The sequence below is a fragment of the Paenibacillus sp. Aloe-11 genome (assembly GCF_000245715.1).
Classification (GTDB): domain Bacteria; phylum Bacillota; class Bacilli; order Paenibacillales; family Paenibacillaceae; genus Paenibacillus; species Paenibacillus kribbensis.
The window spans coordinates 32,842-46,785 of sequence record NZ_JH601047.1; the positions used below are offsets into that span (position 1 = coordinate 32,842).

A 13,944-nucleotide genomic window follows, 5' to 3' on the forward strand; every position below is an offset into this window, starting at 1 on the left:
AGGCCGATACAGCCTCAGCTTCGTCCTCGGCAGTAAGTACGGACCCGAATACCGATAGCATGTCCGTAAATTTGGCGCGTGAGCAAGGCGTAGTGGTACATCCTACGCTCGGTATGAGCGAGCCCTGGCGGTATCGCAACAAAGCCCAGGTGCCGATTGGTGTCACCGAGGGCGGACTTGTCGGCGGCTTCTACGCACGTGGTAGCCATCGCATCGTGGATATGGACACCTGTCTCATTCAGGATGAGCGCAACGACGAGGTTGTCGCACGTGTCAAAGAGATTGGCCGAATGCTGGGTATCAGCGCATATAACGAAGAAACTGGACGTGGACTGCTGCGCCATGTCGTCGTGAAGACCGCTTTTCGCACAGGTGAAATGATGCTGGTCCTCGTCACGAATGGACGAGATATTCCGCATGCCGATGCCTGGATCGGCAGCATTCGTGAGCATGTCCCACACGTGGCAAGCATTTGCCAGAACGTGAATACCAAGCGAACGAACGTTATTTTTGGCGACGAAACTCGTGTACTATGGGGCCGTGACGTGATCTACGACTATATTGGAAACGTTCAGTTTGCGATTTCCGCCAGATCATTTTATCAAGTGAATCCCGTTCAAACGGAAGTGCTGTACAGCAAAACCGTCGAATATGCCGGGCTTACGGGCAAAGAAACGGTGATCGACGCGTATTGCGGTATTGGCACGATCTCTTTGTTCCTCGCTCAGCATGCGGATCAGGTGTACGGGGTGGAGATCGTCAAAGAAGCCATCGAGGATGCGCGGAGTAATGCGCTGCTGAACAACATGCGTAATGTGAAGTTTGAGGTTGGCGCGTCCGAGGACGTCATTCCGGCATGGAAAGAGCAAGGTATCACTGCGGACGTCATCGTCGTCGATCCGCCCCGTAAGGGCTGCGATCCACGCCTGCTCGACACCATTCTGGAGATGAAGCCAGAGCGCGTGGTGTACGTATCCTGCAATCCAAGCACGCTGGCGCGGGATTTAAGGATATTGGAGGATGGCGGGTATAGGACGGTGGAAGTACAGCCCGTAGATATGTTTCCGCATACGGTGCACGTAGAATCGGTTGCATTGCTGGTGAGGGATGGTATACATCGCTGAGAACGCAGTGATGAAGAGTAGTACAGATGATAATAGAATATGAAACAGGGACAAGGAAATAAGAGGATTGACAGATTGTTGACGAATTCAATAGATGGATATTAGATAACACCCGTTGTAAAAACGGGTGTTTTTCTTTGAAAATAACTATAACTCTGTTCTGTGAAAAGGTATAAGAGGCTTGAGTATATAGTAACCTAGGTAATAGTGAATTACAGTAAATAAATATCATGGGGTAATTTTTTATGTAATGCTTGTTTCGTTCATAGTAAGCGAGGTTAGAGATGATGAAGGATGATATAAATTGTATTTCCATAAGTAACACTCAATCTGTGTAATAATGTTACACAGTAATTGCAAATTATAGAGTAACTTGGGATAAGTAAAACATGCGTTGTTTGAAAATTTAATACTGGACTACCGAAGGGAGATGGATTCAATTTTAGAGGAAATCAAATTTTCTAATGCAGAGGAGTTGGCCAAAACTTGGAGGCCGATATATCCAGCAAAATGGTAGACTATGCTATATCCTACAAGACAAGAGCTGCTTGAAGAAAATATGTTTGATTGACGTAAAGGTTAAACTAAATGAGTACGAGGAAATGTTGAATACACGCCCTAAAACTAAGAGAACAAAAAAACATGTAATAGAGGAGCATTAATAGTTGACTACAACATCAATGCTCCTTGTTAAATGACAGCAATTATTTAAAGTTATTTTAGCAGTCCTTTCGAGTCTCCTATTTTCATTGATGGTGGGCTTTCCTTTTTAAGATCACATCAAACATTTTTTCTATGTCTTCAAAAGTAAGCAGAGAAAAAAGACCATCAACCGCTCTCTCAGGTAAAGAATTCACATTAACAATGGTATGAGTTGCAGCTGTTTGTAAAGCATCATCGTCAGCACCGGTTATCATCTCACTAGATGCGCCAAAATACTTAAAGGCTGCTTCACGGTCCCAGTGACGCATTTTCAAATGAGCAAATAGTGACTTAAGAATGTTGCCTTCATGTACTACCTGAAGTCTTCTATCGGGGCGCAGAGATGTTTTGACTCCTATTCCTGCTTTCAAACTGTCCCAATGACATTTACTTTCGAGAACCTTATACAAATTGACAGCTTTCATAATGCTTTGAGTGTCAAGACAGGATATAGGTATATTGTGTTCTTCCAATACAAGTTTTTCTTGTTCAACTATTAATAAATCCGGGTTTGAAGTGATTAACCGTACATTGCTCTTAAGTAACGATAATTCAAGTTGCTTCAGCATCTTATCTGTCTTTTCTTCAAAAATTCTTCGGAAATTAAATGAGCTTACGTTGGGCATTTTTACTATTAGCACTTCACTTAGGTTCTCTTTAATTCGATAATTCCAAGCATAGACAGCTATGAAGACTTCAAACCAAAATCCCCGGGTATTTGAGAAAGCTTGTGAATTAGGAACCATCATTCCTTGTGCCAATGCTGCATTCTTTGTGTGCTGCTCAAGTTTATCAAGATTCTCCTTGATGGTCCCAGTTGGGAGAATTTTTCCAAATACCTCAGCCAAAGCGAAATAGGGTTTTATCCGTGTTTTTTGTTTTTTTTTCGGACCGTACAGTTCAACGCTATTGCTTTTAGAGTAGTCAAATTCTATTATTCTGAGCTACCTCCTTTTATTCTTTGTTCCAATCTTAGTAATTCTTTAGCAATGTGAATTAAAGTTTGTCGCCCTTCGGAGCTCAGATTGTTAAATGTGTTTTGTAAAGCAATAAAATTTTCATCGAATAATAATCGCTTTTTTTGATCAAATAAAATGAAGTCGATTGTTACATGAAACTCATCTGCAATTTGAGAGAGAATTTCAAAACTTGGAAAATTATTCCCAGATTCAATGTTGTGAATGTGACGCTCGGATATACCTAACACTTCGGCAAAAGCCTTTGCAGTTTGGTATCGTCCCTTTCTCAAGAATCTAATCCGTTTACCCACTTCTTTTAAGTTCGGATTCACCACCGCACCTCCGTAATAGAAGTATATCCATAAAAAGGACGGCATAAAATGAACCATTTTTTCATATAAAAATGAAAAATAAATTCATTTATTTCAAGTAAATACTCATAAACTCATGGATTTTCCCATTATTTAAATGCATTTTTTTGAAATTAACGAACGGCATTATGATCAACAGTATTAAGAAGAAAATGGATATTTGTCATTTATAAGTCAAAACTGTATTTGAATGTAGTGTAAAAAACAGAAAAAAGAGCAGCTTGCAAATTTACGCAAACTGCTCTTTTTGGGGCTGGGTTACAGAATCTTTAGTCATACTTTCATTTGTTATTCTTATTAATTCTCTTCGTTCCTTAATTGCATGGTCGTAGTTATCCAGCACGATTTTAATTTCTTCCGCTAATAAATTTGCCAATTTATAAGCGACTCCGTTGCTTATCATTTTAAACATCTTATCAAGTGGTGTACCTTCTTCAAAGTGAAACCAGTCAGGGACAGATTGTAGTCTCAGTGCTTCACGCACGGTTAAGCGCCGAGGCAGGGTTGGATGCAGGTGCACCTCATTATTACCATAAGCTACGGTAGGGCTATATCTGAAACGATGCAGGCGTTTAAACGATTTTCTCTTAACGTCCCCTTCTAGTACAGTGAAAAATCGTTGAGAATAAGGTTTAAATGAAGTATGGTTTGGCAAACTCTCTAGTTCGTTTTCATTTCCAATAACCGAATGAATAGTTAATTCATAAGGTGCCTGTAATTTAGCGATGTAGTCCGCTTCATTAACTTCTGTCCCAATTTCCCATACATCTGGCCATACAAATGTTTTTTTAGGATCTTCATAGATGGGGGTTGGCCATTTAAAAGTTTCATAGCCACGCTGTCTTAATGTTATAGGAATATACTTTCTAAATCCAACAATAAATACTCTTGATCGGTCTTGAGGAATTCCATAATTAAGAGTATTAAGAACTTTAAATTGCACTTCGTAGCCAAGCTCATTAAATTTATCAATAAGCGGATTTAAGGCCTGAACCCGGTGTTTCTTCGTTTTGTACAAAGCTTCAACGTTTTCAAATAGAAAAAAGTCAGGCTGCAGCTTCTCAATTTTATCTAAAAAATCCCAAACGAGTTTTCCTCTATCTCCCTCAACACCTGGGCTATTAGCATTTCCAATCGAATAGTCCTGACAAGGGGGGCCCCCAATGATACCAACTGCTCCTTTAGGGATATCTTTTAAAGGGTCAATTTGAGTAACGTCAGCTGTGATAACTCTATCAAGATGGCCATAGCGTTGCCTCATGTTGTAGTTATTCGATTGCGCAAAATCCTTTATTAACTCTGTTCCCCAAAGAATTGAAAAGGCATGCGTCTCGGTAAACCCTAAATCGAGAAAGCCTGCACCTGAAAAAAGTGATATAACGGGATAAGTCATCAGTCTAATAGGTCTCCTCTGTCGTAAATGCTCTTTCTATTATCTCTGATTATTGAAGGATATTCAATAAACTTCTGAGAAAAATCGAATATATGTTCCCTGGTTGATTTTGGGCATAGTATGTACATAGATGGTGAAGGTGTATTGGTATCATGAATGATATGTATACTATTTATTTTAAGATCTCCGTAAGCCTTGTAATTAAGCTATAATTATACCTAATTACGCGTGACTCGTGTATTGAGTTTGAAAGGATGTTATAAATGAATAATAATCAAAGTAATAATATCCCGATCTTATCATTTTTTACTGGAGCTGGTTTTTTAGATATCGGTTTCATGAAAGCCGGGTTTCAGATAGTCTGGACTAATGAATATGATCCGCATTTTGTGAAGGGGTTCGAATATGGGCTTAGTTCTATGACGGGAAAACTTCACAAAATTGCAAACAGTTCATCAATAGTAGGGATAGGACCCAACCAAATTGCCAGAGAGGCTTTTCATAACACCCCAATTCCTGAGACTTTTGGGATAATAGGAGGGCCTCCATGTCCGGATTTTTCTGTAGGAGGAAAGAATAAGGGGCGTACTGGAGAGAATGGAACTCTCTCTAAGGTATACGTTGATAAAATAATGGATCTCCAGCCAACCTTTTTTCTATTTGAAAACGTGAAAGGGCTCTTTAAAACGGCGAGACACCGTGAATTTTTTGATAGTCTGAGGCTGCAGTTTTCAGAACACTACTTAACGGATGTGCGCATATTGAATGCCCTCGATTTTGGTGTGCCACAAGACAGGGAGCGTGTGTTTATGGTGGGATTGAAAAAGAAATGGTTAAAAAAGAAACTCAGTGTCCGGAATATTCCCAAGGACTATAGCTGGTTTCAATGGCCGATGGATCATCGTTTCGCAGGTTCAAAACAGCGTTTTGTTTGGCCGCGGGAAACCCCGTTTGGAATTACTCCTGAGAAACCCATTAGCATTCCAGAAGAATTAATGGTGGGACCTATTATATGTAATTTGGAAGAGATAGCTTCATTACCAAACGGTCTTGAAGGATTAAGGCCGTTAAGCGATAAGTATTATGTTATACATGAAGGGGATGTATCCCGAAAAAGTTTTAAACGGCTGCATCGTTGGCGGTATAGCCCTACTGCAGCCTACGGGCATAATGAGGTTCATTTGCATCCGACACAGCCAAGGAGGCTTACTATCCGGGAAACCCTAAGAATTCAAAGTGTACCTGATACCTACATACTGCCACGAGAAATGCCACTGACGTATAAGTTCAAAACAATCGGGAACGGCGTGCCAGTGAAACTGGCTCATGTAATGGCGGTTGCAATCAGGAATATGATAGAGGGGGAAAAGAGATGACACAATCCGGGTTGTTTTTTGATTTTACACCGGATCCAAAAGTGCTGATAGCTTTAACTCATACACCAATGCTTCCTTTAGATGCGTTATGTGAATTGGTCGATAATGCGATAGATTCATTTCAGGCTGCGAAACTTACAGGTGTAAAAATAGATAATCCTTTAATCTCAATTGAATTGCCAAGAAATACAGATCTCAATAAGAATGCCGGAATAGTACGTATTCGTGACAATGGGCCAGGCATGACGGCCGAAATGGCTGAGAAATCAATAAAGGCGGGATTTTCCGGTAATAATCCATACGACAGTCTTGGATTATTTGGTATGGGATTTAATATTTCTACAGGTAAACTTGGCAGGGTAACCCGGCTGCTGACAGCGCGAAAAGACGAGAAGAATGCAATAGAGGTAATAATTGATCTAGATAATATTAATCAATCCAAAAATTATCAGCTTTCTGTCAATATCGTTGATAAACCAAGAGAAGTCAATCATGGGACTGTTATTGAAATAAGCCAATGGTGGCCTGAGGGGAATGCAAACAGCCAATTTGTCAAACGCCTGGTTCAATACGGGCTTCCTAAAGTCCGTTCTGAGCTTGGTCGGCGGTATGCCTCAGTGTTATCTAAACGTGAAATCAGAATTTTGGTGAACGGAGAGCCGTGTGAAGCATTTGAGCATTGCGTTTGGGACTCTAATAGGTTTGTTGAACGAAAGGGGCACGGCCAAATTCAGGCAAGATATGATTTTGATTATACTATTGGAGTACAGAGGAGATGCAGCAATTGTACAGCTCTAGTTCCGGCCGAACTGATTGAATGTCCAGTTTGTAAGTCTTCAAGCATCCGAAGTGTTGAGGAACGGGTAAGAGGTTGGGTTGGTGTTCAGAGATTTGACGACAGTACGGAATATGGAATTGATTTAATACGGAATGGCCGTGCAATCCGAATAGCTGAAAAAACAGCTTTCTTTGAGTATGTGGACGAATTTAAAAAAACAATTAAGGATTATCCTATTGATGGGCCCTATGGAAGGATTGTAGGTGAAGTACATCTCAATCATGTTCCTGTAGATTTCCTCAAGCAGGATTTCCAGCGAAGCAGTCCTGAATGGCAGCGGGCCGTCTCGTACTTAAGAGGTGAAAGCTCCCTACAGCCTAATAAGCCTGGTGCAGATCAAAATGAGAGTTATATTTATAAACTGTTTCAAGGTTTCCGCAGAGTCAGAAAACCTGGAAAAGCTGATTTGTATATGGGTTATTGGGATAAGGAAGCGAATGAACCAAAGAGAATATCTAGAGATGTGGAAAAAGAATACTATCAAAAGTTTCTTGATAAGCTCCCAGGGTATTATGATGATTCAGAGTGGTGGAAATTGGTGGAGCAAGCTGATTATCCCCCACTTGAGGAACTGGTTGAATGTCCAGCCTGCAGCGCACAGAATCTAAAAGAACATGATACATGTGCGGTGTGTGGCTTTGTATTAATAGGAAAGCCATGTATCAATCCGGAATGCAAACACGAAATACCCAAATCTGCGCACTCTTGTCCGAAATGCGGAATGTCACAGCAGCCTAAAGTTGAAGAACCGTGGACATGTCAGGTTTGTGGTACGAAAAACAGAGCGACAGAAAAAAAATGTACATCATGCAGCGTAGAGAAAGGGACTGAAAATACACTTTCAAAAGAGTTTCTTTCGAAAAATGCCAATAAATCTGATGATTTGTCCATACCAGGGTGTTCGATTCTGTTGGCAGATGGCACATATAGTTCTCCCGTGAACGTAAATGTGTATATAACACAGCTATCGATAAAGGCTAATCAGCAACAAGATGGAATTCCTCTAATTGTATTTAAGGGAGAAGAAATCGACATATATCTTGATAAGATCCACAAAGTATTTAAATCTTTCCGAATCCGCCCTGAGCAAATGATAGCTGCAGAAGTAGCACTTTACATCTACGATATGAACAGGAGACTTTCTGGAAAACAATTTCAGGGTCAACATACGCTTTCAAATATTGAATGGCAGATATTAAATAGTAGATGGTCGGACAAGCTGGAGGATAGTCCTGAAAAAATTAGAGAAGAGATCAGTAGATTTTTTATGCAATTAAAAGATAGATTTCCAGAAATACTCAAAGATATGGCTGTTGATATATTTAATGAAATGTCCGAAGAACAGAAGAAGGCAATGGTTGATAACATGCTTAATCAAAGTGCAGATATCAGCCAGCTTGGGGAGATGAAGGAAAGTGGGACATTTCTACTATACATTGATGAGGAAGGAATAACCGATATATTCAAAAGGTACCCGCACGTGTTCTTTGATGGTGGAATTTGGGATATTTCCTATTCCGTTTCGGCAGAACTAACAGGTGCTATTTTGCAGCAGACACAAATAAGAATTCGGAACATTTATCTGAACTGTTTAAACGATATAGCGAATTATATAAAATACCGTTCCTCTGAGGCAGGTATTGCTCAAAAAACAAGGTTGTCTTTGGACTTCCTGCAGCAAAAGGTGATAAAGTGAGCATTTTTATCAATGATATAAATCTGAGGTTCGGTACTTGGCAGGCATTTGAAAGAGTGGTTTCACGTTTATTAGCCCATGAAGGCTTCGATGGAATAAGACTTGTTGGACAGTCTGGTGACCGGGGCGCTGATGTGCTTGCGCACCGGGCCGGTAAGCGGTGGCTTTTCCAAATGAAGCATTGGAAGAACAAAGTTGGTGTCGAAGTCGCAGACCAGACACTGGAAGCTATGAGAATATACAGGGCTCAAGTGCCGGTAATTGTTGCTTTAAGTGGCTTTGATGAGAAGTTAAAAGTACACCAAAGAGCTCTTATGAGCAGAGGAATCCCGCTTCAGCTTTGGGATACAAAAGCCCTTGTCAACAGGGCGAAGAAGCTTCCTGAAATGCCCTTGGTTGATAGATTCCCAAGGGAGTATCAAGAGCAGGCTATCCGTTCTACGATACGAGCATATAACGAAGGGACTAAGAGAGCTCTTGTCGTGATGGCTACAGGTCTTGGTAAAACATTCGTGGCATGCGAAACGGTTAAACGAATTAATGCAGTATCTCCGGTAAGAGTTCTGGTGATAGCTCATACCAATGAACTTGTCTATCAGATAGAGAAGGCTTTCTGGCCATTTTTCTCTAAGCAGCAGGAAACAGCAGTATGGAATGGATATGAGCAGCCAAGCGAAGAACGGCTTGAAAAGAGCAGTGCTGTCTTTGCATGTTTAAATACCGTAGCTGATTATGTGCAACGGGGAAGAGAATTGCCGCATTTTGATCTTATCATCATAGATGAATGTCATCATGTAGGCGGACAGATGTATAGCACGGTTTTGCATGATACTATGGCTGGATTGGAAAATGGCCCTTTTCTATTGGGACTAACAGCAACCCCTTGGCGTCCTGATGATATTAACCTCTATGATTATTTTGGTGAACCTTTAGTGAGTGTGGACATTGTTACCGGCTTACGAAATGGCTTTTTATCAAATGTTGATTACAGAATGTACACAGACAATATTAACTGGGAGGCGCTAGGAGAGCTAGATGGGAAGAATTTTTCGCCGCGGCAGATCAACAGGACATTATTTATAACCGAATGGGACGACGCAGTTGTATTTGAACTGAAACGGGTCTGGCAAGAACAGCATAAACCACGGGCAATAGTATTCTGTGGAACGATAGATCATGCTGCTACTATGAGGGACCGGATTAATTCACTCGGCTTTTGTAATGCCTCGGCAATATATTCTCAAACTTCTACAGGACGTTCAATGGACCCGGCAGAACGTAACCGAATACTCTGTGATTTTCAAGACGGAACTATTGATGTGTTATGTGCAGTTGATATCTTAAATGAAGGTGTTGATGTGCCAGATGTCAATATTATCGTGTTCCAGAGAGTAACTCATAGTCGTAGAATATTTATTCAGCAGTTAGGCAGGGGGTTAAGATTATCGAAAGATAAGGAGAAGGTTATTGTTCTCGACTTCGTATCTGACATCCGAAGATTTGCCGCAGGTATTGATTTAAAAGATGGTCTTGCGGCAGGCGGTCCCGCTCCTGGTAATCCGGTCAGAATCAGTTTGCCGCATAAAGTTACATTCAGAAAAGCTGGAGGGGAAGACCCGCAGGCTGAGTCATTTTTAAGGCAATGGCTTGAAGATGTTGCAGCCGTTGAGGGAGCGGGCGAGGATACTAGCATACTTAAATTTCCGCCAGAGTTCCCGGGAGGGCGAAAATGATATTCGATGAACTTATTAATGATATAGAGAAAATGGTCGGTCTGGAGTTGGAAAGTATTAAGCCAGGGGCAAACATTATCCTGACAGGCGTTGACCGGACGGCCAAAAGAATAGAGTTAATTACTTCCGCAGGTAAAGAAAAGACAAGGCCTTTCAGTGAACTAAAAAAAATATGGGATAAACTATGTTCTTCACCGGCTGCCCATGTAGATAGCGTGCTTGGGGGTTCCGGCTCAAGCAGAAATCAGCCAGAAACTATAATGGCTAATTTGCCATATATAGAGTGGTTTTTTATGGACAGTAAGAAGCATCTCGCTTTAATGAAGGAATCGACGCATGATTATGGGACGCTTTTTAGAATGGATGAAGTAACCGCAATTGAGATAAAAGATAAACTTTCGAATGCAGAAAATACTGCCTGTGAAGTTGTCATAGTCACAGAGGATATTAAAGTAACAGCTGCTGCTTATGAGAAAGTTACGGGTATACCCCTGAGACCTGTTTCTCTGGGGGTTTATGAGCAGTACAAGGATAAAGTTAGATTTATTATTGTTTCAAAAAGCAATTTGAATGACCAAGTAAAAGCTGGGACATACACAGTTGTAACTGGAAAGGCTAGTATTAGTACAGGCCCGTCTATCTTTATAAATGAACGTGAATTTCTATTATTTAATGAGGGAGGACTTCAATTTCTAATATCAAAATAACTATGCATATATTATACACCCATTTTATAGGGTGTATTTTTATTATTGACAAAATTAGGAAGTGAAATGTATGCCATGAGATACTGGAGCGGATTGGAAGAGGTGAATTTGGTTAGTTAGCTGATCAAATTTAAAGTTTATTTAATCAAATGTGTCATGATTAATATTCCGAGGCAGAAAAAAGTATCTATTCAGGAGAAGGTTGCTACTCCAGAAAAATGGCCGGGCTATAATATACGTCTTGCTCGTCTTAAGATTGTCAGGAAAAAGTTATGGCTAGATAGAAAGAATTCGGTGATCAGGAATTCGAGGCAATTCTTAGAACAACATGTAAAAGCATTTGATGGAAAGCTACGTGGAAGACCAGATCGTTTTACCTTCTTCTCCTCGGATGAAATTTTAATTGAGGACTACAAATCAGATTTAATTTACGATAACGATTTAAAAGTACAGGAGGCTATAAGGCAACAAATATATTATTATACGTTGGATTACTACTCAATGTATTTCCAACTTCTTAATCTGTTTTCGTATTACCCTTTTTAAGGATCCTATTTTTGAAGAATTCGTTAGAAATGATGAAGCTCTAAATCTTGTAATGGATGCAATTAAGTTATTAGATAGTATTAATTCTAATCTTAAACAATTAGCTGTATTTAATGAATCATATAGTGTCTTAGCTAATCCTAGTAAGGATAATTTCTCTTACTATCCATTTAAGCTTAGGTATGGACGTTTTTTTGAATGTATTTGGGGCTTCATTTTAAGTATTAAGGGAAAACTTGAATACGTAAACCAAAAGATCAATTTATTCAGGCTGTTGTAATAGTGAAAGATCAAAGAGTTCATATAGATGTTTATCAATTCAAACATTGGCTTGTTATTACTAGACAAAAAAAGCTGACCAAGGTGTCAGCTCTTTTTACATATAAATAAAGTTAAATTTCGCAGAATATAACTAGTGCGTTCAAACGTCTTTGGCGTTGTCCTTTTGACCGTGTATTATATGACATGCTGTTCTTATACTGCCGAATCGGCTCGTTTGAATAGTCTTTATTCCTTAACAGACTGAAGAACTCTAATAATTTAACTTTGATACGTTCGGGGGGAATGTTTTTACGAACGCAATTCGTCGAGAGTCCCCACAACCCGTACAAATGACTGACACCTTCGATTTTGTATGCTTTATAATCAAGGGTTAATCCTTCAAGAAATGCTGTAATTGTTTTAAACTCTTCGGTTACTTTTTTAAATATATCATCATTTTCTATTAATGTTTTATTCCAATTAGAATATAAAGTGTCCAATGTCTCTGGTTTAGAATCGACAACATCGTCTTCAAGTAAGGTGAATAAAAGTTCTGATATGAACTCGTCATCTTCCATTCTTGAAGTATCTAAGTATTCAGAAGCGCGGATTTTCCAATAATCAATTTTACTAAGATCTTGTACAAGTTTTATTATTTTAGAATTGTTATATTGAGCATGACGCAATTCTTGTCGGTTTAACGGTTCTCCATTTCTGTTTAATCTATCAAATATTGTATTAACAACTTCCACATTATCAGTATCTACATACTCGATGGGGATTTTATATTTCCAAAAATTAGATTTAAATTCGGCATTTATCTCACTAAATTTAAGGCCGTTAAGATCTTCTGATCCGAACTTATCGTCCCCGAAGTTCTCAGGCAATTCAATCTCGTCATTTATAAATTTCACTATTGAAGTTAACCGTTGTTTCCCGTCTATTACGTCATAAAACGTTTTTCCTGTTTCTGCCTCTATCTTTGCATGCAAGAAAATAGGGGGTATTGGATAATTTTTGATAATGCTGTCAATTAAAAATGCTTGCTTTTCTATACTCCAGGCATCTCCTCTTCTTTGATAAGGAGGGGAATAGTTATATTTATCAAGAGAGTGATTCTCATAAAATTCTGAAATTGTAATGTTATTTGTATTTCGACTTAGAACGAGAGTCTTCTTTTCTTTTTCTTCCATCTATAGCGCCCCCAAGATATCAGAATTATTATAACCTATATGACGGTTGAAAAGACTTGTCAGAACTGCATTAAGTACACTTGGAGTACTGGGATTAACAGCCTTTACATTAATGTCAGCGTTTATGTTAATTAATAGCTGATCGATTTCGGTTCTATCAACATGCCAGTAAGAAATGCCACACATAATAAATTCGTCGGCATAGGTTAATTTTCGTGCTTCTTCAATTGCTATATTTCTAAGTTCATATGCCCAGCTTGTATTAATTCTTAAAGAATCTCCGGCAGGTGGGATCATTGCATTAAACATATAGATATTGTCCAAATTTGTATAATTAATATGATAGTTAGCTAATGTGCCATTTGTTAAAGCTCGTTGGGTTGATGTAATAATATAACTGCTTGGATCTATTGGTTGCATATATGAGAAACTTATTGATCCATGTGGTTTAATAATGCTGAATTTATATGGCTGTGTTGAGTCATATAAGCCATTTGTAAATCCGGAAATGTTAAAATTTATCCCTTGTGTTATTAAGATCCTTTCCAGCCATATATCATAATTTAAAGTAATGATCGTAACAGATCCGCAGTCAGGTGAAGTATTTAATTTATTAAATAATTTACACCATCCCCAATCTTCAATAGAATCCGAAATCTCTTGATCTGTTATCTTTTTGTTATAGAATATAAAAAGATACTTAAGGTATGCTTGGAGTTCTTGATATGCCTGGATATATTTGGAATCCAAGTGGCGAACTCCAGCACTGCTAGCTGTATTTGCGCAGGAAATTATGTCCTCAATTAAAGTAATGGAAGCCTCTTTGCTCATATTAGGTCTTGCCCCAAGATGCCATAAGTTGGGACAGCGTTTATAAGAAAGAAATCCTGGTTCATTATCAGCTGGCCAAGGCACGCAATCTCCGTAGGAAAACAGATTACCTACATCGACCGAGTTACTTTTCTTCAAAAAGTTGATAAAATCTATCGTAAAGCCATTACCAAGTAAAATGAAGTAATTTTTCATCATTTCTTCCCCAAATTCA

10 protein-coding genes are annotated in these 13,944 nt (G+C 39.2%); 5 read left to right on the forward strand and 5 right to left on the reverse strand.

The window, feature by feature from the left end; genetic code table 11:
- On the forward strand, positions 1–1,124 hold a 1,124-nt coding region (gene rlmD, locus WG8_RS27945), incomplete at its 5' end, for a 23S rRNA (uracil(1939)-C(5))-methyltransferase RlmD (protein WP_007428889.1).
- 746 nt (positions 1,125–1,870) lie between these two features.
- Here the strand turns inward: rlmD and WG8_RS04355 are convergent.
- The 3 genes from WG8_RS04355 to WG8_RS04365 all read right to left on the reverse strand — a co-directional run bounded on the left by WG8_RS04355 (position 1,871) and on the right by WG8_RS04365 (position 4,549).
- Positions 1,871–2,764 carry a Cfr10I/Bse634I family restriction endonuclease gene (locus WG8_RS04355; protein WP_083837535.1) on the reverse strand — a complete coding sequence of 298 codons (894 nt, stop codon included), beginning with the start codon at positions 2,762–2,764 and terminating at the stop codon, positions 1,871–1,873.
- Complete coding sequence (locus tag WG8_RS04360; RefSeq protein WP_043890773.1) at positions 2,761–3,117, reverse strand: helix-turn-helix domain-containing protein; 357 nt, start codon at positions 3,115–3,117, stop codon at positions 2,761–2,763. The genes WG8_RS04355 and WG8_RS04360 overlap by 4 nt, the downstream gene beginning before the upstream one ends.
- 268 nt (positions 3,118–3,385) lie before the next feature.
- A complete protein-coding gene (locus WG8_RS04365; RefSeq protein ID WP_007428890.1) occupies positions 3,386–4,549 on the reverse strand; it encodes a DNA cytosine methyltransferase in 1,164 nt (387 codons plus the stop codon).
- Between the two features lie 263 nt (positions 4,550–4,812).
- Between WG8_RS04365 and WG8_RS04370 the strand changes: the two genes are divergently transcribed.
- The 4 genes from WG8_RS04370 to WG8_RS04385 are packed head-to-tail and all read left to right on the forward strand — an operon-like array spanning position 4,813 to position 10,899.
- Complete coding sequence (locus tag WG8_RS04370) at positions 4,813–5,925, forward strand: DNA cytosine methyltransferase (RefSeq protein ID WP_043890774.1); 1,113 nt, start codon at positions 4,813–4,815, stop codon at positions 5,923–5,925.
- Positions 5,922–8,459, forward strand: coding sequence for an ATP-binding protein (locus tag WG8_RS04375; RefSeq protein WP_007428892.1), 2,538 nt, complete (start codon positions 5,922–5,924; stop codon positions 8,457–8,459). The genes WG8_RS04370 and WG8_RS04375 overlap by 4 nt, the downstream gene beginning before the upstream one ends.
- Positions 8,456–10,192, forward strand: coding sequence for a DEAD/DEAH box helicase family protein (locus WG8_RS04380; RefSeq protein WP_007428893.1), 1,737 nt, complete (start codon positions 8,456–8,458; stop codon positions 10,190–10,192). The genes WG8_RS04375 and WG8_RS04380 overlap by 4 nt, the downstream gene beginning before the upstream one ends.
- The gene (locus tag WG8_RS04385) at positions 10,189–10,899 is read left to right on the forward strand and encodes a hypothetical protein (protein ID WP_007428894.1); all 711 of its coding nucleotides are present in this window, start codon (positions 10,189–10,191) and stop codon (positions 10,897–10,899) included. The genes WG8_RS04380 and WG8_RS04385 overlap by 4 nt, the downstream gene beginning before the upstream one ends.
- Positions 10,900–11,837: 938 nt before the next feature.
- Here WG8_RS04385 and WG8_RS04395 read toward each other — a convergent pair.
- Together WG8_RS04395 and WG8_RS04400 are read right to left on the reverse strand one after the other, a co-directional pair.
- The gene (locus WG8_RS04395; RefSeq protein ID WP_043890776.1) at positions 11,838–12,899 is read right to left on the reverse strand and encodes a DUF262 domain-containing protein; all 1,062 of its coding nucleotides are present in this window, start codon (positions 12,897–12,899) and stop codon (positions 11,838–11,840) included.
- A complete protein-coding gene (locus WG8_RS04400) occupies positions 12,900–13,928 on the reverse strand; it encodes a hypothetical protein (protein WP_043890777.1) in 1,029 nt (342 codons plus the stop codon).
- Between the last annotated feature and the right edge of the window lie 16 nt (positions 13,929–13,944).